The sequence below is a fragment of the Streptomyces carpinensis genome, assembly GCF_002154505.1.
In the GTDB taxonomy this organism is placed as follows: Bacteria; Actinomycetota; Actinomycetes; order Streptomycetales; family Streptomycetaceae; genus Streptomyces; species Streptomyces carpinensis.
On sequence record NZ_MUBM01000185.1, the window covers coordinates 1 to 20,954 of the forward strand.

Genomic DNA, 20,954 nt, shown 5'->3' on the forward strand with positions numbered 1-20,954 from the left:
CCGGCCGGCCGGCGAGGCACCGCCGACGCGGATTCAGCTCACCGCCGCCGGGGCGCTGCTGTTCCTCCTGCTCGCGGTCATCGGCCATCTCGCCGCCGCGCGGATGAGTCGCCGACTGCGCTCCGAGCCGGAGATCGCCGCGACGCTGGGCTCTCCGCTGCTGGGTACCGTCGACGTCCCCGACGAACGGCCCGCGCGCCGACCGGGAGGCCGTGGCCCGCGGGCCCGTATCCGCCGGCTGCTGGGCGTCGACGTCCGGTGGGACATACCGACCCCGCAGACGTCCGGCGACGAGGCCAGCAGGCAGATCCGCTACCGGCGGGTGTGCGCCCGCCTCAGGGACCAGCTGCCGGCCCCCCGGCGACTGCTGGTTGTCGTCCCGGACGGCGACGAGATCGCCCGCCGGGCCTCCGGGCAGCTCGTCGCCGAGGCCGGGAGCGATCCGCTGCTGCGGGTGGTGGGGGTTTCGGTGTCCCAGCCGATGGTTCCGGACCGCGACAACGAGTCCGGTGCCCTGGTCGTGCTCAGCGCGGGCAGCTGGACCGCAGGGGAGCTGACCGGCATCGCCGAGGCATGTGCGGACGCCGAGCACGAGGTGGTCGGCATCGTCCTCGCCGGCGCGGTCCGGGCCCGTCCGGTGCGGTCCGCCGGCCATCCTCGAGATGCCGCCACGCCCGCGCTCGCAATCGGCTACGACGCGACAGGAGGTTCCCGGTGACGGCGCCGAGTACGACGTCGGAGTCGTCGCACGCCGCTCCGCTGCTGGACCTCCAGGCGCTGGTGGTCGCGGTGCGCAGGCGGCGCCGCCTCTGGGGCTCCATGGCGCTGCTGGGGCTGCTCGTCGGCGCGGCGCTGGCGGTCCTGCTGCCGCCGCCGCCGACCGCGGTGACCAAGGTGCTGGTCGCGCATCAGGAGGACCAGCCGGACGACCCCGGAACGCTGATCCGCACCGACGTCGCGCTGCTGCAGACCACGCGGATCGCCGACAAGGCCCTGAGGTCCCTCAAGTCCTCGGAGAAACCGGAGGACTTCATGCGGGACTACGGGGGTGTCGGCGTGACCAACAACCTGCTGCAGATCACTGTGACAGGTGACAGCGACGCGGAAGCGGTGGCCCGCGCCAAGGCGCTGGCCGATGCGTTCGTCGCGGACCACGTGAGGCGTATACAGGAAGCCGCGAACGCCCAGGCCAAGGCCCTGCTCGACCAGCGTGACCGAATGCGGGACGAACTCGTTCAGGTCAACAAGGCGATCGGAGACGGATCGCCGAAGAGCGAGGCGAAGGCGTCGGCGGACCTGGAATCGCTCTTCGCCCGCCGGGCCGACCTCACCTCGCGGATCAACGATTTCGGCCAGCGCGCCGATGAGGCGCGCATCGGCACGCCCCAGCTCATCGCCGGCACACAGATCGTGGACGCCCCGCGCGCGGTGCGGCACTCCCTGCCCAGGACCGCTGCCACCGACGCCGCGATCGGGCTCGTCCTCGGGCTCGTCCTCGGGCTCGCGGTGGCCGCGGTCGGCACGGTGGTGGCGGACCGGCCCGTGCTGCGCCGGGAGATCGCGGCGAACCTCGGCGCCTCGGTCATCGCGGAGCTGCCCCGCCGGTCGGGCAGGCTGTGGCAGCGCCGACGGATCCGGGCGGCACGCGAACGGCTCACCACCTCCCTGGCCCGCACCGTGCGCAACTCCGCGGAACCGGTGTCACTGCTGGAACTGGGCTGTGCGCGCAGCACGAGCGGGATCGCCCTGGACCTCGCCAGGGAACTGGGGGCGGATGGGCCGGTGGTCGTCATCGATGGTCTGCCGGGCCTGCAACTCACGGGCCGCCGCCCGAAGCCGGGAGACCCGACCGTGGTCAGCGGCGAGCGAGCCGCGGACGTGTCGCCCCAGGAGCGCCGGCTCGGCGTCGGCTCCGTGGCGCCCGGCACGGCGTGGACCGACCTGCAGTACCTCGGCACGCAGACCGTGCTCGTCGTGCGTGCCGGGCACGGCAGCGCCGCATGGCTGCACACCGTGGCGCGGCAACTCGCGGACCAGCGCATCCCGGTGATCGGTGTGGTGCTGATCGACCCCGATCCGCGTGACCGGACCGACGGCACGCTGTGGGACGGGCTGCACACCGCGTTGCGCGGCCGGAGCGAGCGGCCGGCCCGACAGAACGGGACGGGCCGCCGGGCGACGGAGCGGCTGCCCATGTGGGCGGCACGGGTCCCGGACAGCGACCAGGAGGCGCGGTAGGACATGTGTGGCATCGCAGGCACTTACCGATGGCCGGACGGGAAGGTCGTGACCGACCGGCTCACCGACACCCTCGCCCACCGCGGCCCGGACGGGGCCGGCCGGTACAGTCACCCCGCCGGTGACGGCGAAGTGCACCTCGGGCACCGCCGGCTGGCCATCATCGACCTGTCCGAGACCGGCGCCCAGCCGATGGTCTCGGGCGGCCTCGTCCTGACGTACAACGGCGAGCTGTACAACGCGCCCGAGCTGCGTGCCGAGCTGGCAGCCGGCGGGGTGCGCTTCCGCGGAACCTCGGACACCGAGGTACTCCTTGAGGCCTGGCGGCGCTGGGGCACGGACTGCCTGCCCCGGCTGCGCGGCATGTTCGCGTTCGGGATCTTCGACGAGCGAACCGGTGACCTGGTGCTCGCCCGCGACCAGCTCGGCATCAAGCCGCTGTTCCTGCTGCGGCGCGGCGAGGGTCTGGTGTTCGCCTCCGAACTCAAGGCGCTCGCCGCCGTCACCGGTGGGCGGCTGGAGGTGGACCATGGGGCGCTGGTGGCCTCGCTGCTGTACTACTGGGTGCCGGACTCACGGTGCGCGTTCCGCGAAGCGGAGAAGCTGCCGCCGGGGAGCTGGCTGAGGTGCCGGCCCGACGGCCGGGTGGAGCGCGGCCGGTTCTGGAATCTGAAGGACGTCGCCGCCGAGGGCCGGGAGCGGGCCCGGGCCGGTGAGCAGCCGGATGTCGCTGCCGTCGTCGAGGAGTCGACTCGGCGCCATCTGCTCTCCGACGTACCCGTGGCGACCTTCCTCTCCGGCGGCCTCGACTCCAGCTACCTGACCGCGCTGGCGGCCCGCCACCGACCAGGGATCTCCGCTTACACGATCGGGTTCCGCGCCGAGGACGCCAAGTTCGAGGCGATGCCGGACGACCTGCGCTATGCCCGGCGGGTGGCCGAGCGGTTCGGTGTCGACCTCCATGAGATCGAGATCGCTCCGAACGTGCTCGACCTGCTGCCGCAGATGACGTACCACCTGGACGAGCCGATCGGCGATCCCGCCGCGATCAACACGTTCCTGATCTGCTCGGCGGCCCGGGAGGCCGGGGTCAAGGTGATGCTCTCGGGGATGGGTGCCGACGAGCTGTTCGCCGGTTACCGCAAGCACCTGGCCAACCTGATCGCGCTGCGCTACCAGCGCGTCCCGCGGCCCCTGCGGCGCGGCCTGTCCAGGGCCGTGGACCGGCTGCCGGTCGCGACGAGCCGCCGGGGGTACCGGTCGGTGCGCTTCGCGAAGCGGTTCCTCTCCTTCGCCGATCTGCCGGAGGAGACCGCGTTCCGGCGCAGCTACACCATGTACGACCGGGACGAGCTGCTGGCCCTGGTCGATCCGGACCTGGCCGGGACGGTCGAGGACGTGCTGACCGAGCACGCGGACGTCTACCAGGACAACGACCTCGACGACTTCGTCAACCGCATGTGCCTGGGCGACGCCCGGATGTTCCTGCCGGGCCTGAACCTCGCTTACACGGACCGGTCGAGCATGGCCGCGTCGACCGAGGTGCGGGTGCCGTACGTGGACGTCGAGGTGGTCAAGGCGGCGTTCACCGTGCCCGGCGATCGAAAGATCGTCGGGCGGCAGGGCAAGGCGGTCCTCAAGGAGGCGGCCGCCTCGGTCCTGCCCCGGGAGATCGTGTACCGGCCCAAGGGCCTGTTCAGCGCCCCGCTGCGCGCCTGGATGAGCCGGGACCTGGCACCGCTGGTGCGCGAGGTGGTGAACGACGGCGAGCTCGTCCGTTGCGGGTTCCTGCGCCGCGACGCGCTGGCGCGGCTCGTCGCCGAGGACGCCGCCGGGCATCGGGACTTCTCCAAGCATCTGTGGCATGTGCTGACCCTCGAGTACTGGTATCGCGACGCGACCTCTGGGTCCGGCCAGAGCACTCGGTTGACGGCTTAGGAATCAGAGGAGTTCGGGTGAAACAGGTTGTGCAGAACTACAAGAGCGGCGAGCTGGCGGTGCTCGACGTGCCGGTGCCGGGGTGCAAGCCGGGCGGCGTGCTGGTCCGCAGCGCCTACTCGCTGATATCCACCGGGACCGAGCTCATGAAGGTGTCCGAGGCCGGCATGTCGATGCTGGGCAAGGCCCGCTCGCGGCCGGACCAGGTGGCCAAGGTCATGCAGAGCGTGGCCACCAACGGGGTGCCCGCCACCTACCGCAAGGTGATGGGCAAGCTGGACTCCTACACACCGCTGGGCTATTCGCTGTGCGGGGTGGTCGAGCAGGTCGGCACCGGCATCGACGACGTGAAGGTCGGCGACCTCGTGGCCTGCGCCGGCAACGAGCACGCCCTGCACGCCGAGCTGAACTGGGTGCCGAAGAACCTCTACGCCCCGGTGCCGGACGGCCTCGCGCCGCGGCACGCGGCCTTCGGCACCGTCGGGTCGATCGCCATGCAGGGCGTCCGCCGCGGCGAGCCGCAGCTCGGCGACGCGGCATTGGTCATCGGCCTGGGGCTGATCGGGCAGCTGGTGGTGCAGCTCCTTACCGCCTCGGGAGTGCGCGTCGTCGGGGTCGACCCCGATCCGGTGCGCTGCGAGCTCGCGGAACGCCTGGGCGCAGCGGCCTGCGGCGATCCCGCGTCCGCGGCCGTGGAAGCCGCCGTCGCCGAACTCACCGGCGGCCTGGGCGTGGACCAGGTGTACCTGGCCGCCGGCGGAGGCAGCAACCAGCCCGTCGAGCTGGCCGCCCGGCTCTGCCGGGACCGCGGCCGGGTCGTCGACATCGGCAAGTGCCGCCTGGACCTGCCGTGGAACGCGTACTACGAGAAAGAGCTCGACGTCCGGTTCTCCCGCAGTTACGGCCCCGGCCGCTACGACCCGGAGTACGAGCTCGAGGGCCGGGACTACCCGATCGGCTACGTGCGCTGGACCGAGCGCCGCAACCTGGCGTGCTTCCTCGATCTCGTCGCCCGCGGCAGCGTCGACGTGGAGCCCCTGGTCTCCCACGTCGCCGACTTCGATGACGCCGTCGAGACGTACCAGCGCCTGAAGGACGGCGATCTGAAGGCCGTGGCTGTGCTGTTCCGTTACCCCGAACCCGTAGGGGAAGCGGAGGAAGCGGGGGCCCCGGCGGTGGCCGTGCCCGCGGTGAAGCGACCCGGCGGCGGCGTGTCCACGCCGGTCCGGGCCGCCAGAACGCCGGTGCGGCTGGCGTTCGTCGGCGCGGGAAACTACGCGACGTCGATGCTGCTGCCGCACCTGGCACAGCGCGACGGCGTCGAGTTGTCGACCGTCGTCACCACGACGGCGCTGTCCGCGGCCAACGCGCAGCGGAAGTTCGGCTTCGCCGAGGCGACCACCGACCTCGATGCCGTCCTCGGCGACAAGTCCATCGACGCGGTGTTCGTGGTCACCCGTCACAGCTCGCACGCCGAACTGACCCGAAAGGCACTGCTGGCCGGCAAGACGGTGTTCGTGGAGAAGCCCCTGGCCCTCACCGAGGACGAACTGGCCGGAGTGCTCGCGGCGGTGGAGGAGTCAGGCAACGACCGGCTGCAGGTGGGCTTCAACCGCCGTTTCGCGCCGCTGCTTCAGGAGGCCAGGAAGCGGTTCGGCACCCGGAACGGTCCGGCGAGCCTCCGCTACCTGGTCAACGCGGGACGCCTCGACCACGGCAGCTGGTACCTCCAACAGGGCACCGAAGGCTCGCGGTTCGTGGGCGAAGGCGGGCACTTCATCGACACGGCGAGCTGGCTGCTCGACGCCGACCCGGTGTCCGTGTACGCGACCGCCCCGTCCGGCAACGAGGACGTCCAGGTCGTGCTGCGCTACCCGGACGGGTCCACCGCCACCATCAGCTACGTCACCTCCGGCCCGTCCGGCTTCCCGAAGGAGACGCTGGACCTGGTCGCGGACGGCCGTGCGCTGCGGCTCGACGACTTCGTGCGTGCCGCTGTGTACGGCCGCAAGCGGTGGGTCAGTTCGCGGCTGCCCAAGGCCCGGGACAAGGGCCAGAACGCCGAGCTGGCCGCGTTCGTCAAGGCCGTGCGGACCGGAGGGCCGATGCCGGTGCCGCTGGAGTCGCTGGTCGCCACCACGGCGGCCACCCTCGCCGTGCAGACCGGCCTGGCCGACGGTGCGCCGGTGACGTTGGCGAGGGCGCGATGACTGTGGTCTCGGGGAGTCCGGGCTGGTACCTGCGGCGGCTGTCCCGGATGGGACCGCGGGAGGTCGGCGGCCGGGTGGGCGACGCAGTGCGCAGGCGGCGGTGGCGGTCGGCACGGCCGCACTGCCCGAGCGTGACCGGCGCCCGGTTCACCGCGGTACTGCCGGCGGGGACGATCGCCGCGGTGCCACCGGACGCCGCGAAACGTCTCATCGCCGAGGCGGACCGGCTGATGTACGGGCACGCCGAGTATTTCGGGGTGGTCCGCGACGACCTGGCCGACCCGGACTGGTGGTACGACCCGAAGACCGGGCGCCGGGCTCCGTGGGGCTACGCCTTCGACATGCCGTACCGCGACGAGGACGCGGTCGGGGACATCAAGCAGATCTGGGAGCTGTCCCGACACCAGTACCTCACCGTGCTCGCCGCCGCCTACGCGATCACCGGGAACGACCGGTACGCCGAGCGGGTGGCCGAGCACCTGCGGTCCTGGTGGGCGGCCAACGCGCCGCTGCGCGGAGTGCACTGGACCAGCGGCATCGAGCTGGGGATCCGGCTGCTGTCCTGGGTGTGGATCCGCCGGCTGCTCGACGGCTGGCCGGGCGCGGCCGGGCTGTTCGAGGGCAACCCGGTGGCGCTGCACCAGATCTGGCACCACCAGCGCTGGCTGGCCGCCTTCCCCAGCCGGGGGTCTTCGGCGAACAACCATGTCATCGCCGAGGCCGCCGGCCAGTTCGCCGCAGCCTGCGCGTTCGGGTGGTTCCCCTCCTCGGCGCGTTGGCGGGCCGACGCGCTGCGGTCGCTGGAGCGGCACCTGCGCAGCAACACCTTCGCCTCCGGCCTCAACCGCGAGCTGGCCACCGAGTATCACGGACTGGTGCTGGAGCTCGGCCTGGCCGCGGTGGCCGAGGCGGACGCCGCCGGCGTGCCGGTCCCCTCGTCGATCCGGCTGGTGCTGCTGCGGATGACCGACGCACTCGCGGCCATCGTCGACAGCCGGCTGCGGCCGCCGCGCCAGGGGGACGCGGACGACGGGCACGGTCTGGTCGTGGACGGCACGGGCACCGAGCGCTGGGCCTCGCTGCTCGCCACCGGGGACGCCGTGTTCGGCCGGCTCGCCTGGTGGCCGGCAGTGACCGGCACCGATGTGCGCACCCCGCTGCTGGCCGCGCTCATCCGGCCGTACTCGAAAAACGGAACTGCACCGGCCGTGTCCCGCCCGGCAAGCCGACCGGCCCACTTCGCCGACGCGGGCATGACCATCCTGCGCGGTCCGGCGGGGATCTGGTGCCGGTGCGACGGCGGTCCGCACGGCTTCCTGTCCATCGCCGCACATGCCCACGCGGACGCGCTGTCCGTCGAGGTCCGGCACGACGGGGTCGACGTGCTCGCCGACCCGGGGACGTTCTGCTACCACGGGCAGCCTGAGTGGCGGCGGTACTTCCGGTCGACCCTCGGCCACAACACCCTGCGACTGGACGGCGGTGACCAGTCCGTCTCCGGCGGCCCGTTCCTGTGGACCCGGCATGCCCGCAGCCGCGTCCTGGTCGCGGACACCTCCGGTGCCTCCGACGGGGGGACGGCCCGCTGGTGCGCCGAGCACGACGGTTACCGGCCCTCCGTGCACCGTCGCCGGGTGGAGCTGGCGACCGCGAGCCAGGAGCTGAGGGTGGTGGACGAGGTGCGCGGCCCGCGCCGGGCCGTGCAGCTGGCGTTCCACCTCGGCCCGGCGATCGCCGCGGACCTGGTGGGGAACCGGGCGACGCTCACCTGGACCCGGGACGGCGAGGACCGCTCCGCGGCGCTCGACCTGCCCGGGCAGCTGTCCTGGCGGGCGCATCGCGGCGAGAGCGACCCGCCGCTGGGCTGGTACTCCGCCGGCTTCGGGCGCAAGGAACCCACCACCACGCTGGTCGGCACCGGTTTCACCGACGGCACTGAGCTGTCGGGGGAGTTCACCACCGTGCTCAGGTTCCGCGGCTAGGGGGGAGGACGCTTGGGGATCAAGTGGCGGCACCGGGCGTGGCCGGCGGCACCGCTGGCGCTGGCCCTGCTGACGGCGACCGGCTGTGATAGCACGCCGGGCGCGCGGGCAGCGGGGCCGACCGCTGCGCCGTCCGCGTCCGCGGCCCGATCCGTGGCACGGGTGTGCGCCAAGCCCGCGGCCGGGCCGGCGAAGGCGCCGGCGGGCGCGGTGACGGTCGACCCCGCGGTGGTCGGTGACCTGGCGGCGAAGACCCTGAGCAGCCCCCCGAACACCACGTTCTGGCTCCGACCGGGCACGCACAGGCTCGAGCCGGACCGCTACGCCCAGGTCCTCCCCAAGAAGGGGGACGTCTACCTCGGCGCACCGGGCGCGGTGCTCGACGGCGGGAAGAAGAACCAGTACGCGTTCGGCGGCACCGCCGGCGATGTCACCATCCGCTACCTGACCGTGCAGGGTTTCGTGGCGCCGCAGAACGAGGGCGTGGTCAACCATGACTCGGCCGACGGGTGGGTGATCGAGCACGCGAAGATCCAGTACAACTCCGGCGCCGGGCTGATGGCCGGTGCCCGCCAGCGGGTCCGCGCCAGCTGCCTGCGCGGCAACGGGCAGTACGGCATGAACGCGTACAAGGAAGGCGACTCCATCCACGGCCTGGTGCTCGAGGGCAACGAGATCGTGGGCAACAACACCGACGACTGGGAACGGCGGCAGCAGGGCTGCGGCTGCACCGGAGGCGCCAAGTTCTGGGCCGTCGACGGCGCGGACATACGCGGCAACTGGGTGCACGACAACCGCGGAACCGGGCTGTGGGCGGACACCGACAACAACGACTTCCTCATCGAGGACAACGTGCTCGAGGCCAACGACGGTGCCGCGCTGATCTATGAGATCAGCTACAACGCGGTCATCCGGAGAAACACGATCCGGCGCAACAACTGGGTCGAGGGCCGCAGGTCCGCCGATCTCGGCGACGACTTCCCGTTCGCGACCGTCTACCTGTCCGAGGCCGGCGGCGAACCACGGATCAAAGCCCGCACGGACAAGATCGAGATCTACCGGAACGTGCTGGAGAACAACTGGAACGGGATCACCCTGTGGGAAAGCGCCGACCGGTTCTGCAACAGCCCGGGCAACACCTCGTCCGATTACTGCACGTTGCTGGTACCGGACATCCACCGCTGCAAACAGCCGGCGATCGCCACCGCACCGCTCTACGCCGACTGCCGGTGGAAGACCCAGCGGGTGGACATCCACGGCAACCGCTTCGTGCTGGACAAGTCCGTCGTCGATTGCACGGTGAGGTGCGACCGAATGGCGGTGCTGGCCGACTACGGCACCTATCCGGACTGGTCGCCGTACAAGGGCGAGCGGGTGGCCGAGGCGATCACCCTCAAGCAGGACAACCGCTGGCACGACAACGTCTACCTCGGGCCATGGAAGTTCGTGGCCCACGACCCGAGCCGGGTGCTCGACTCGGGGCAGTGGCAGGGGATGCCGTACCAGCAGGACGCGGGCAGCACCTTCGACCTGCGGGCCGGTGGTTGAGATGGGAGGGGAACTGACGCGCACCGCCGGCACACCGAGGACCGTCGGGATCGCCTGGGGATTGCTGGGCCTCAACGTGCTCGGCTCCGCCGGGGCGAAGACCATCGTCCCGCTGCCCCGCTCCCTCATCCAGTTGGTCACCATGGGCGCGCTGGCCGCCGCGTTCACGCTGGCGCTCGCACTCAATCTCCGGTTGCGGGTCCGAGCCAGCGCCTTTCTGCTCCTGCTCACCCTGCTGCTGGTGCCGAGCGTGATCTCCAGCGTGCTGGACTCCGGGTTCGGCGCGCTGTTCCGCTGCGCTCGGCTGGCTCTCTTCGTCGGCACGCTGTGGCTGCTCAGCCGCTGGTGGGACGGCAGCATGACGTTCGTCCGGTACCACATCCGGATGTACTTCGCGGCGCTCGGGACGGCGGCCGCCGGCCTGGCCATCTCGCCGGGCGCGGCCATGCCCGAGCTCTACGGCGGGCGGCTGGTCGGCGCGTTGTGGCCGCTGACCCCGCCGCAGATCGGGCAGTACGCCGCGGTGATCATCGGGCTCACCGTGCTGCTCCTGCTGGGCCGCCGGACCGACAGGGCGAGTGCGGCGGTGATCATCGTGCCGTCACTCGTCCTGCTCGCGCTGTCCCATACCCGGACGGCCACGGTCGGCCTGCTCGCCGGGTTGCTGTTGGCCATCGGCTCGCTGGTCCTGACCAGCGCCGCCGCCCGCCGGTTCTTCGCCTGGGCCGTGCTGTGCGCCACGGTGGCCGCAGTGGGGTTCAGCTCCGCGCTGCACGCGTGGTTCCTGCGTGGCCAGAGCCAGGAGAACTTCGCCAGCTTCACCGGTCGGGCCAAGGTCTGGGACGCCCTGCTGGCAGCGCCCCGGACCACCACCGAGCAGCTGTTCGGCACGGGCCTGGGCGACAAGTCGTTCGACGGGCTGCCGATCGACAACAGCTGGCTGGCCGTTTACAACGAACAGGGTCTGATCGGCGTCACCGTCGTGGCGGCGATCATCCTCGTGCTGGGCGGCGTCGCGTTGCTGCGGCCACCGTCGCTGCCGAGGGCCTGCGCGATCTTCCTTATCAGCTACGTCGCGATCTCGTCGTACACCGAGGTCGGGCTGGGCGACGCCTCGGCGTATCTGCTGCATCTGGCCCTGGCCGCCTCGCTGCTGGCGGCACCTGCCACGGCCACGCCCCTGACGACGCCCCCCTCGCCCGAAGTCCCCCGACGACGTATCGCACTCTGGGCCCGGGATCGGGAGGTGGCCTGAAGCATGCACGTCCTCGTAGTGCACAACCGCTACTCCTCGGCGCAGCCGAGCGGGGAGAACGTGGTCGTCGACCAGGAGGTGGGACTGCTGCGCGCGGCCGGCCACCGGGTCGAGGTGTTCGAGCGGCGCAGCGACGACATCGCCGCCCGGTCCCTGCTGGGCAAGGCCGCGGTGCCGCTGCTGGTGCCATGGAACCCGGCGGTCCGCACTGAGCTCACCGCCCGGCTCCGCACCGAGCGGCCGGACGTGGTGCACGTCCACAACGTCTTCCCGCTCCTGTCGCCCGCGGTGCTGGCCGCCTGCGCCGACGCCGGCGTGCCCGCCGTCGCCACGCTGCACAACTACACCCAGGTCTGCCCGCCCGGCACGCTGAAGCGCGACGGCGTTACGTGCACCGAGTGCGTCGGCTCGGCTGCGGCGCTGCCCGCCGTCCGGCACGGCTGCTACCGGAACTCCCGGCTGGCGACGGTACCGCTCGCGGTCAGCCTGTCGGTCAACCGGCGGCGGTGGTGGTCCGGCGTGGAGCGGTTCTTCTGCGTCTCCGCGACGCAGCGCGACGTCCTGGTAGGGGCCGGCATGCCGGCCGAGCGGCTGGCGGTGAAGCACAACTTCGTGCCCGATCCGGGCGCCTGCCGAGCGGGCGCGGGCGAGCACCTGCTCTATCTCGGCCGGCTCGCCGAGGCCAAGGGCGTGCGGCTGCTCATGGCCGCGTGGGACGAGATCGCCGCTGACGGCGGCGTGGGAGTGCCGCTCGTCGTCGCGGGCGCGGGGCCGCTGGAGCGGGAGGTGGCCGCCTGGGCGGCGGGCCGGGACGACGTGCGGTACGTCGGCCTGTACGACGCGGCGCAGTGCCGGCAGGCCCTCGCGCGATCGGTCGCCGTGGTGGCTCCCTCGATGGCCATGGAGACGTTCGGCCTGGTGGTCGCGGAGGCGATGGCGGCGGGGGTCCCGGCCGTCGCCGCCGGTCACGGCGCCTTCGTCGAAATCGTCGAGGACGGGGTGACCGGGCTGCTGCACCGGCCGGGCGATGCCGCCTCGCTCGCGTCGCGCCTGCGCCGGATCACGGCCGAACCGGCACGCAACCAGGAGATGGGCCAGGCGGCCCGGCGCCGTTACGAGCAGGGTTTCAGCCCGGCCGTCGGGCTGGAGCGCCTGGTGGAGGGGTACCGCACCGCGATCGCGGGTCGGTCCGGCGGCGGGGACAGCCCGCCGCCGGTAGGGGACGGAAGAACTGGCTCGCGACGGGTGCACCCGGGCGAGCGGGATGGGGGCAGTAGATGACACGATGCCGACTGTGCGGCTCGGCGGCGATGGAGAGCGTCGTCGATCTCGGGGCGACCCCGCCGTGTGAGAGCTTTCTCGCCGCGGACCAACTGGACCAGCCGGAGCCGGCGTACCCGCTGCACCTGCGGGTCTGCACCGACTGCTGGCTCGCGCAGATCCCTCCGCTGATCACGCCGGAGGAGACGTTCACGCAGTACGCGTACTTCTCCTCCTACTCGACCTCCTGGGTGGAACACGCGCGCACGTTCGTCGCCGACGCCGTGCAGCGGCTGGGCATGGGCGCCGACGCCTTCGTGGTCGAGGTCGCGAGCAACGACGGGTACCTGCTGAGGCACGTGGTGGACCGCGGGATCCGCTGCCTCGGCATCGAACCCTCGGTGAACGTCGGCGCCGCTGCGCGGGACACGGGTGTGCCCACGCTCACGGCGTTCCTGGACCCGGACACCGGCGCCGCGGTCCGCGCCGAGCACGGCCCGGCGGACCTGGTCGTGGCCAACAACGTGTACGCGCACATCCCCGACGTGGTCGGGTTCACCCGGGGGCTGCGCGCCCTGGTCGCCGACGACGGCTGGGTCTCCATCGAGGTGCAGCACCTGCTGACCCTGATCGAGGAGAACCAGTACGACACGATCTACCACGAGCACTTCCAGTACTACACGGTCGCGTCCGCGACCCGGGCGCTGGCGAGCGGCGGACTCGCGCTCGTGGACGTCGAGTTGCTGCCCACGCACGGCGGCTCCATCCGGCTGTGGGCCCGACCGGCCGAGGTGGCCGGCGAGCCGACCCGGCGGGTGGCCGACGTGCTGGACCGGGAGAAGGCCGCCGGGCTCCAGGAGCTGTCCGGGTACACCGAGTTCTCCGCTCGGGTGGCCAAGGTGCGCCGGGACCTGCTGCGGTTCCTCATCGAGGCGGCCGAGCGGGGCGAGACGGTCGTCGGCTACGGCGCCCCGGGCAAGGGCAACACCCTGCTCAACCACTGCGGCATCCGGCCCGACCTGCTCCCGTACACCGTCGACCGCAACCCCTACAAGCACGGCAGGTTCACCCCGGGCACCCGCATCCCGATCCTGCCGCCCGAGCGGATAGCCGCCGACAGACCGGACTACGTCCTCGTCCTCCCGTGGAACCTGCGGGCCGAACTGGTCGAGCAGCTGTCCTTCGTGCACGACTGGGGCGGCCGGCTCGTCTTTCCCATCCCGGAACTGAGCATTGTCGAGGTCAAGCGATGAAGGTCGTCCTGTTCTGCGGCGGTTACGGGATGCGTATGCGCAACGGATCCTCCGACGACGTGCCCAAGCCGATGGCGATGGTCGGCCCGCGGCCGCTGATCTGGCACGTCATGCGCTACTACGCGCACTTCGGGCACACGGAGTTCATCCTGTGTCTCGGGTACGGGGCCCACCACATCAAGGACTTCTTCCTCAACTACGAGGAGACGACGTCCAACGACTTCGTGCTGCGGGGCGGGCGGACCGAGCTGCTGTCCACCGACATCGCGGACTGGACGATCACGTTCGCGCAGACCGGCATCGAGTCACCGATCGGGGAGCGGCTGCGCCGGGTGCGGCACCACCTGGACGGCGACGAGATGTTCCTCGCCAACTACGCCGACGTGCTCACCGACGCCCCGCTGCCGGAGATGATCGACTCCTTCGCCCGGCGCGACGCCGGCGCGTCGATGATGGTGGTGCCGCCGCAGTCCTCGTTCCACTGCGTGGACCTGGGCGAGGACGGCCTGGTGGGGGGCATCACCGCGGTGAGCGAACTGCCGCTGTGGGAGAACGGCGGCTACTTCGTGCTCCGCCAGGAGGTCTTCGACCACATCCCGGAGAACGGGGACCTGGTCGCCGACGGATGCGCCCAACTGGCCAAGCGCGGCCGGCTGGTGGCGCACCAGCACCGCGGCTTCTGGAAGCCGACCGACACCGTGAAGGAGCGGGCCGCGCTCGACGACGCCTACGCCCGGGGCGACCGCCCGTGGGCCGTGTGGGAACGGGACGGCGCGGGGGCGAACGCCGGGGTGAGGACCGCATGATCCAGCTCAGCGCCGGGCGCCCGGACCGGATCGTCGCCCTGGGCGCGCACTGCGACGACATCGCCATCGGCGCCGGCGGCACGCTGCTGACGCTGTGCCACGCGCGGCCGGGCATCCGCGTCGACGCGCTGGTGCTTTCCGGCGGTGGCACCGAGCGCGAGCAGGAGGAGGCGGCCGCGCTCGCCGCCTTCTGCCCGGGCGCCGACCTGCGGCTGACCGTGCACAAGCTGCCGGACGGACGGCTGCCCGTGCACTGGGACGAGGCCAAGGCCGCGGTCGAGGAACTGCGCGGGCAGACCGAGCCGGATCTGATCCTGGCCCCGCGTACCGACGACGCGCACCAGGACCACCGCGGACTGGCGAAGCTGGTACCGACCGCGTTCCGCGACCACCTGGTCCTCGGCTACGAGATCGTCAAGTGGGACGGCGATCTCGGCCGTCCCGCCGCGTACCAGCCGCTGTCTCCGGAGATCGCCGAACAGAAGGTCCGGCTGCTGCAGGAGCACTATCCCTCGCAGCGGCACCGGCCCTGGTACGACCGGGAGGCATTCCTCGGCCTTGCACGGATCCGCGGCATCGAATGCCACGAGCGCTACGCCGAGGCGTTCGCCGTCACCAAACTCACTCTCAACCTGGGGGAATGAACCTTGCGCGTACTGCTGACCGGGCACCAGGGCTACCTGGGCACCGTGATGGCGCCGGTACTCACGGCCGCCGGACACGAGGTCGTCGGCCTCGACTCCGGCCTGTTCGCCGACTGCGTGCTGGGCCCGCTGCCCGCGGACCCGCAGGGGCATCGGGTGGACCTGCGCGACATCACGGCCGAACACGTGGCCGGGGTGGACGCCGTGATCCACCTGGCCGCCCTGTCCAACGATCCGCTGGGATCGCTGGCGCCGGAGCTCACCTACGACATCAACCACCACGCGTCCGTGCGGCTCGCCCGGCTGGCCCGCGACGCCGGAGTGCGGCGCTTCCTGTACGCGTCGACCTGCTCGGTCTACGGCGCCGCCGGCGGCGACGACCTGGTGACCGAGGACGCCCCGCTGCGCCCCGTGACGCCGTACGCGGAGTCGAAGGTGCGGGTGGAGGACGACCTGCACGCGCTGGCCGACGGCGACTTCAGCCCGGTGTACATGCGCAACGCCACCGCCTTCGGCCACTCACCCCGGCTGCGCGCCGACATCGTGCTGAACAACCTGGTGGGCCACGCGCTCCTGTCCGGCGAGGTACTGGTGCTCTCCGACGGCACTCCCTGGCGCCCGCTGGTGCACGCCGCCGACATCGCACGGGCCTTCACGGCCGCGCTGACCGCGCCGCGCGAAGCGGTGCACGACCGGGCGTTCAACATCGGCAGCGAGATCAACAACGTCACGGTCGCCGAGATCGCCGAACAGGTCGCCGAGGCGGTGTCCGGCTCCAAGGTGGTGATCACCGGGGAGACCGGGGCCGATCCGCGCTCGTACCGGGTGGACTTCTCCCGGTTCCGCGCCGCGATACCCGGCTTCGACTGCGAGTGGACGGTGAAGCAGGGCGCTCTCGAACTCGCCGACGCCTACCGCGAACACGGGCTGACCCGGGAGGACTTCGACCGGCGCTTCACCCGCCTCGCCGTGCTGCGCGCGGCGTCCGACGCCGGTGCCGTGGACGACACCCTGCGGCGGCGCGGATGACCGCGGCCGGCGAACAGCCGATGACCACCGCCGGCGAGGAGATGTACGCGCTGGTGGAGCGGTTGTACCCGCTGTGCCGGAGCATCACCGGCGACGGTGTGCGCGCCACCCTGGAGATCGTCGGCGAGTACGTCCCGCTGCAGGTGCACGAGGTGCCGACCGGGACTCAGGTGCTCGACTGGACGGTGCCGCAGGAGTGGAACATCCGGGACGCGTACATCGCCGACACGGCCGGCAACCGGGTCGTCGACTTCGCCGCGTCCAGCCTGCACGTGCTCGGCTACAGCGTGCCGGTGTCGGCGACCATGCCGCTGGCCGAGCTGCGCGGGCACCTGCACACCTTGCCGGACCACCCGGCCTGGGTGCCGTACCGCACCAGCTACTACAAGCCGGAATGGGGGTTCTGCCTGGCCCAGGAGACCTTGGACGCGCTGCCGGACGGCGAGTACGAGGTGCGCATCGACTCCACCCTCGCCGATGGCCACCTCACCTACGCCGAGCACGTGGTCCCCGGGCAGGTCTCCGACGAGGTGATCGTCTCCTGCCACGTCTGCCACCCGTCGCTGGCCAACGACAACCTGGCCGGCATCGCGGTGGCGACGTTCCTGGCCCGGGCGCTGGCACAGCGGGCGCCGTACTACACCTACCGGTTCCTGTTCGCGCCCGGCACCATCGGGGCGATCACCTGGCTGGCCCGCAACGCGGAGCGGGTGGAACGGGTCAAGCACGGCCTTGTGCTGGCCTGCGCCGGCGACTCGGGCCGACTGACGTACAAGCAGAGCAGGCGCGGCGACGCCGAGATCGACCGGGTGATGCGGCACGTGCTGGCTGCCTCCGAACGCCCGCACCACATCAACGAGTTCACTCCGTACGGCTACGACGAGCGTCAGTTCTGCTCGCCCGGGTTCGATCTCGGCGTCGGCTCGCTCACCCGGACCCCGTACGCCGGCTACCCCGAGTACCACACCTCGGCGGACAACCTGGACTTCGTCTCCCCTCAGGCGATGGCGGACACGCTCGCCGTCTGCCGCGAGGCGTTCGCCGTGCTCGACCGCAACCGGCGGTACCTCAACCTCAGCCCCTACGGCGAACCGCAGCTGGGCAGACGCGGGCTGTACGACGCGCTCGGCGGCCGCAGCGACACCAAGCAGGCCCAGATGGCCATGCTCTGGGTACTCAACCTCTCCGACGGCGAGCACAGTCTGCTGGACGTCGCCGAGCGGTCCGGGCTGCCGTTCGACACCGTCGCCGCCGCGGCCGGCGCCCTGCACGGCGCCGGGCTGATCAAGGCATGACGCCGATGACCACCGAGCAGGAGAAGACGACGACACCGGCCGGATCCGCCCGGCGGGCCCTCGTCGGCCGGCTGTCCTGGGGACTGGCCGACCAGGCGGCCTCCAGCGTGTCCAACTTCGTGGTGGGGATCTACGTGGCCCGCTCGCTGGGGGTGGCCGCGTTCGGCGTGTTCAGCCTGGCCTGGGTGACCTACGGCGTGGTGCTCAACGTCTCCCGGGGACTGGCCACCGACCCGCTCGTGGTGCGCTTCAGCGGCGTGCCGGTCGCATCCTGGCGCGAGGCGGTGGCCCGGTCGTCGGGTGCCGCGCTCGGCCTCGGTGCGGCCCTCGGCTCGGCGTGTCTGGTGATCGGCCTTGCTCTCGGCGGCCGCGTGGGGCCCGCGTTCGCCTGCCTCGGCGTCATGCTGCCGGGGCTGCTGCTCCAGGACGCCTGGCGGTTCGCGTTCTTCGCCGCCGGCACCGGGCGGAAGGCGTTCGTCAACGACCTCGTGTGGGGCATCGCGCTCGTCCCGGCCATGGTGGTGGCGGCCCATATGGGCAGCGTGGGCGCCTTCGTGCTCGCCTGGGGCGCGTCCGCCGCGGTGGCCGCCGCGTACGGCTGCCTCCAGTCCGGCATCCGGCCCCGGATGACCGGGGCACGCGGGTGGCTTCGCGAACAGCGCGACCTCGGCTATCGGTACCTCGTCGAGAACGTCGCCCTCAGCGGCGCGAGCCAGCTGCGGGCGTACGGGCTCGGCGCGATCGTCGGGGTCGGAGCGGTGGGCGCGGTGCGGGGCGCCGAGCTCCTGATGGGCCCCTTCCTCGCCGTGCTGATGGGCCTGTCGCTGGTCACCGTCCCGGAGGCGGCGCGGGTGCGGCGGCAGGCCCCGCACCGCCTCGGCCCGTTCTGCCTCATGCTGGGCGGCGGCCAGGCCGCCGCCGCGCTGCTCTGGGGCGGGGCGCTGCTGCTGATGCCCGACCGGCTCGGCGAGCTCGTGCTCGGCAGCGTCTGGCACTCCGCCTCGCAGCTCATCGTGCCGATCACCCTCAGCGTCGCGGGCGCGGGCCTCGGCACCGGCGCGGCGGCCGGGCTGCGCGCGCTCGCCGCGGCCCGGCGCAGCCTGCGCTGCCAGCTGTTCGCCTCCGCCTGCTATGTCGGCGGCGGGCTCGGCGGGGCGGTCGCGGCCGGCACGGTCGGCTCGGCCTGGGGTGTCGCCGCCGCGACCGTCAGCGGTTCGGCCGTGTGGTGGCTGCAACTGCGGTCCGCCCTGCGCGAGTACCAACATCACACCGTCCCCGAAGTGAGGACCTCATGACCGCCCAACCCAGGCTGAGCATCGGCCTGCCCGTGTACAACGGCGAGGAGTACCTGGCCGAGTCGCTCGACGCCCTGCTCGGCCAGACCTACCAGGACTTCGAGCTGGTCATCTCCGACAACGCCTCGACCGACGGGACTGAGGACATCTGCCGCCGGTACGCCGCGCGGGACTCGCGCATCCGCTACCTCCGGCTGCCCCGGAACATCGGCGCCTCGCCGAACCACAACCGTGTGTTCGCCGAGTGCCGCGGCGAGCTGTTCAAGTGGGCCTCGCACGACGACCTGTACGGCCGGGACCTGCTGCGGCGTTGCGTCCAGGCGCTGGACGAGCGGCCGGACGTGATCCTCGCGCACGCCGACCAGGCGGTCATCGACGGCGACGGCCAGGTGAAGGTCCCTTACGAGTACGGGCTGGCCACCGACTCGCCGCACCCACCGGAGCGCTTCCGCAGCATGCTGTTCGAGCCCGGTGGCGACGACTTCTACGGGGTGATACGGGCCGACGTGCTGCGCCGGGTCAAGCCGCTCGACAGCTACCATCACGCGGACCGCACGTTCGTCACCGAGATCGGCCTGCACGGGCCCTTCCACCAGGTGCCGGAGCTGCTGTACTTCCGCCGCGACCATCCCACCCGCGCCGAACGGGCGAACCCCTCCAAGCGTTCCCGGTGCGTCAACCTGGACCCGCGCCGGGCAGGCCCGCTGCACCCGACGCCCAGGCTGCTCGCCGAGTACGTCTGGGGCTTCGTCGCGGCGATCCGGCGGGCGCCGCTGTCCCCGGCCGACCGGCGCGAATGCTACCGCCACCTGGTCTCGTGGATGACCAGCCGGGTCCGGCCGGGCGCCGGCGAGCGGATCGAGGACCGCGCCCCGGTCGACCCCGGCCGACTCGCCGTCTCCGTCGACGCCCTTGTCGCCGGCCGTGAGGGGAGGCGGGCATGACGATCGCGAACGGGGCCCCGGTGCGCGTCGGAGTGTTCGGCCTGCTCGGCTCCGGCAACCTCGGCAACGACGGGTCGCTCGAGGCCGTGCTCGGATACCTCCGGCTCGAGCACCCGGAGGTGGTCGTGGACGCGCTGTGCGGCGGGCCCGAGGTCGTCACGGCCCGGTACGGGATCCCCGCGACGCGGATGCACTGGTACCGCGGGGAGTACCGGACCGCGTCGCGTGCCGGCTCGATCGCGGCGAAGGCTCTGGGCAAACTCGTCGACGTGGTCCGCACCGCTGCCTGGGTGCGCCGGCACGACGTGGTGATCGTCCCGGGCATGGGCGTCCTGGAGGCCACGCTGCCGCTGCGGCCGTGGGGCTTCCCGTACGCGCTGTTCCTGCTCTGCGCGACCGGCCGGCTGTTCGGCACCCGGGTCGCGCTGGTCGGCGTCGGCGCCGCCGCGATCGGCAACCGCCCGACCCGGACCCTGGTGCGCTGGTCGGCGCGGCTGGCCGCATACCGGTCGTACCGGGACACCCCGTCCCGCGACGCGATGCGGGCGATGGGCGTGGACACCGCGCGCGACGAGGTCTACCCGGACGTCGCGTTCGCTCTCCCGACGCCGCCGGCGAGCGCGCCCTCGGGCCCGCCGGGCCGAGTCTGCGTCGGCGTCATGGCCTTCCACGGCGGCAACGACGACCGCGCCCGGGCCGAGGAGATCCACCGGCGCTACCTCGACGGGACGACCCGCTTCGTCCGCGCGTTGGTCGAGGACGGCAGGCCGGTCCGGCTGCTCACCGGCGACGAGGTCGACGCGCCCGTGGTCGCCGCGATCCTCGACGCGGTGGACTCGCCGTTGGTCACCGCTGCGGCGCCGGCCTCGCTGGCCGACCTGATGACGGAGATGGCGGCTGCCGACACCGTGGTGGCGACCCGGTATCACAACCTGATCTGCGCGCTGAAGGTCGGCACGCCGACGCTCGCACTGACCTACGCGGCGAAGAGCGACGCGCTCATGGCCCAGATGGGGCTGGACGCCTTCTGCCACCCGGCTCGCGAGGTCGACCCCGACCGGCTGCTCGAGCAGTTCCGGGCGCTGGAAAAGAGATCGGCGGAGCTGCGCCGGATCCTCACCGAGCGGAACCTGGCCGCGGTCCGGCGCCTCGAGCACCAGTTCACCGCCCTGACAGCGGCCCTGTTCCCGGCGACCGACCACGACCACGCCTTGCGGGAGACTCCATGAAAGCGACCGAAGTCCCGGCGATCGCCGG

The 20,954-nt window shown here is 72.2% G+C and carries 15 protein-coding genes and 1 pseudogene; all 16 read left to right on the forward strand.

Annotation, left to right across the window (positions count from 1 at the left end; all coding sequences use genetic code 11):
* Positions 1–718: pseudogene (locus BZY54_RS24310) on the forward strand (polysaccharide biosynthesis protein); the annotation flags it as partial.
* Positions 715–2,238, forward strand: a complete 1,524-nt coding sequence (locus tag BZY54_RS24315) for a Wzz/FepE/Etk N-terminal domain-containing protein (protein ID WP_086727461.1) — start codon at positions 715–717, stop codon at positions 2,236–2,238. The pseudogene BZY54_RS24310 and the gene BZY54_RS24315, both read left to right, overlap by 4 nt.
* Positions 2,239–2,241: 3 nt before the next feature.
* Positions 2,242–4,176: an asparagine synthase (glutamine-hydrolyzing) gene (asnB, locus tag BZY54_RS24320; RefSeq protein ID WP_086727462.1), complete on the forward strand. Its 1,935-nt coding sequence runs from the start codon at positions 2,242–2,244 to the stop codon at positions 4,174–4,176.
* Positions 4,177–4,193: 17 nt separating this feature from the next.
* The gene (locus BZY54_RS24325) at positions 4,194–6,386 is read left to right on the forward strand and encodes a bi-domain-containing oxidoreductase (RefSeq protein ID WP_086727463.1); all 2,193 of its coding nucleotides are present in this window, start codon (positions 4,194–4,196) and stop codon (positions 6,384–6,386) included.
* On the forward strand, positions 6,383–8,368 hold the full coding sequence (locus tag BZY54_RS24330; RefSeq protein ID WP_086727464.1) for a heparinase II/III family protein: 1,986 nt from the start codon (positions 6,383–6,385) through the stop codon (positions 8,366–8,368). The genes BZY54_RS24325 and BZY54_RS24330 overlap by 4 nt, the downstream gene beginning before the upstream one ends.
* Before the next feature lie 12 nt (positions 8,369–8,380).
* Positions 8,381–9,916, forward strand: coding sequence for a right-handed parallel beta-helix repeat-containing protein (locus BZY54_RS24335; RefSeq protein ID WP_086727465.1), 1,536 nt, complete (start codon positions 8,381–8,383; stop codon positions 9,914–9,916).
* Between the two features lies 1 nt (position 9,917).
* A complete protein-coding gene (locus BZY54_RS24340) occupies positions 9,918–11,171 on the forward strand; it encodes an O-antigen ligase domain-containing protein (protein WP_208640740.1) in 1,254 nt (417 codons plus the stop codon).
* Positions 11,172–11,174: 3 nt separating this feature from the next.
* Positions 11,175–12,452 carry a glycosyltransferase gene (locus tag BZY54_RS24345; protein ID WP_086727466.1) on the forward strand — a complete coding sequence of 426 codons (1,278 nt, stop codon included), beginning with the start codon at positions 11,175–11,177 and terminating at the stop codon, positions 12,450–12,452.
* The gene (locus BZY54_RS24350; RefSeq protein ID WP_086727467.1) at positions 12,449–13,684 is read left to right on the forward strand and encodes a class I SAM-dependent methyltransferase; all 1,236 of its coding nucleotides are present in this window, start codon (positions 12,449–12,451) and stop codon (positions 13,682–13,684) included. The genes BZY54_RS24345 and BZY54_RS24350 overlap by 4 nt, the downstream gene beginning before the upstream one ends.
* The gene (locus BZY54_RS24355) at positions 13,681–14,490 is read left to right on the forward strand and encodes a glycosyltransferase family protein (RefSeq protein ID WP_086727468.1); all 810 of its coding nucleotides are present in this window, start codon (positions 13,681–13,683) and stop codon (positions 14,488–14,490) included. Before BZY54_RS24350 ends, BZY54_RS24355 begins: the two co-directional genes overlap by 4 nt.
* Positions 14,487–15,134 carry a PIG-L deacetylase family protein gene (locus BZY54_RS24360; protein ID WP_086727469.1) on the forward strand — a complete coding sequence of 216 codons (648 nt, stop codon included), beginning with the start codon at positions 14,487–14,489 and terminating at the stop codon, positions 15,132–15,134. Before BZY54_RS24355 ends, BZY54_RS24360 begins: the two co-directional genes overlap by 4 nt.
* Positions 15,135–15,137: 3 nt before the next feature.
* Positions 15,138–16,163, forward strand: a complete 1,026-nt coding sequence (locus tag BZY54_RS24365; protein ID WP_086727470.1) for an NAD-dependent epimerase/dehydratase family protein — start codon at positions 15,138–15,140, stop codon at positions 16,161–16,163.
* A gap of 20 nt (positions 16,164–16,183) precedes the next feature.
* A complete protein-coding gene (locus BZY54_RS24370) occupies positions 16,184–17,458 on the forward strand; it encodes a DUF4910 domain-containing protein (RefSeq protein ID WP_086727475.1) in 1,275 nt (424 codons plus the stop codon).
* Complete coding sequence (locus BZY54_RS24375) at positions 17,455–18,753, forward strand: MATE family efflux transporter (protein WP_425276308.1); 1,299 nt, start codon at positions 17,455–17,457, stop codon at positions 18,751–18,753. The genes BZY54_RS24370 and BZY54_RS24375 overlap by 4 nt, the downstream gene beginning before the upstream one ends.
* Positions 18,750–19,697, forward strand: a complete 948-nt coding sequence (locus BZY54_RS24380; protein WP_086727472.1) for a glycosyltransferase family 2 protein — start codon at positions 18,750–18,752, stop codon at positions 19,695–19,697. Before BZY54_RS24375 ends, BZY54_RS24380 begins: the two co-directional genes overlap by 4 nt.
* Positions 19,694–20,926: a polysaccharide pyruvyl transferase family protein gene (locus BZY54_RS24385; RefSeq protein ID WP_086727473.1), complete on the forward strand. Its 1,233-nt coding sequence runs from the start codon at positions 19,694–19,696 to the stop codon at positions 20,924–20,926. Before BZY54_RS24380 ends, BZY54_RS24385 begins: the two co-directional genes overlap by 4 nt.
* The last annotated feature ends 28 nt before the right edge of the window (positions 20,927–20,954 follow it).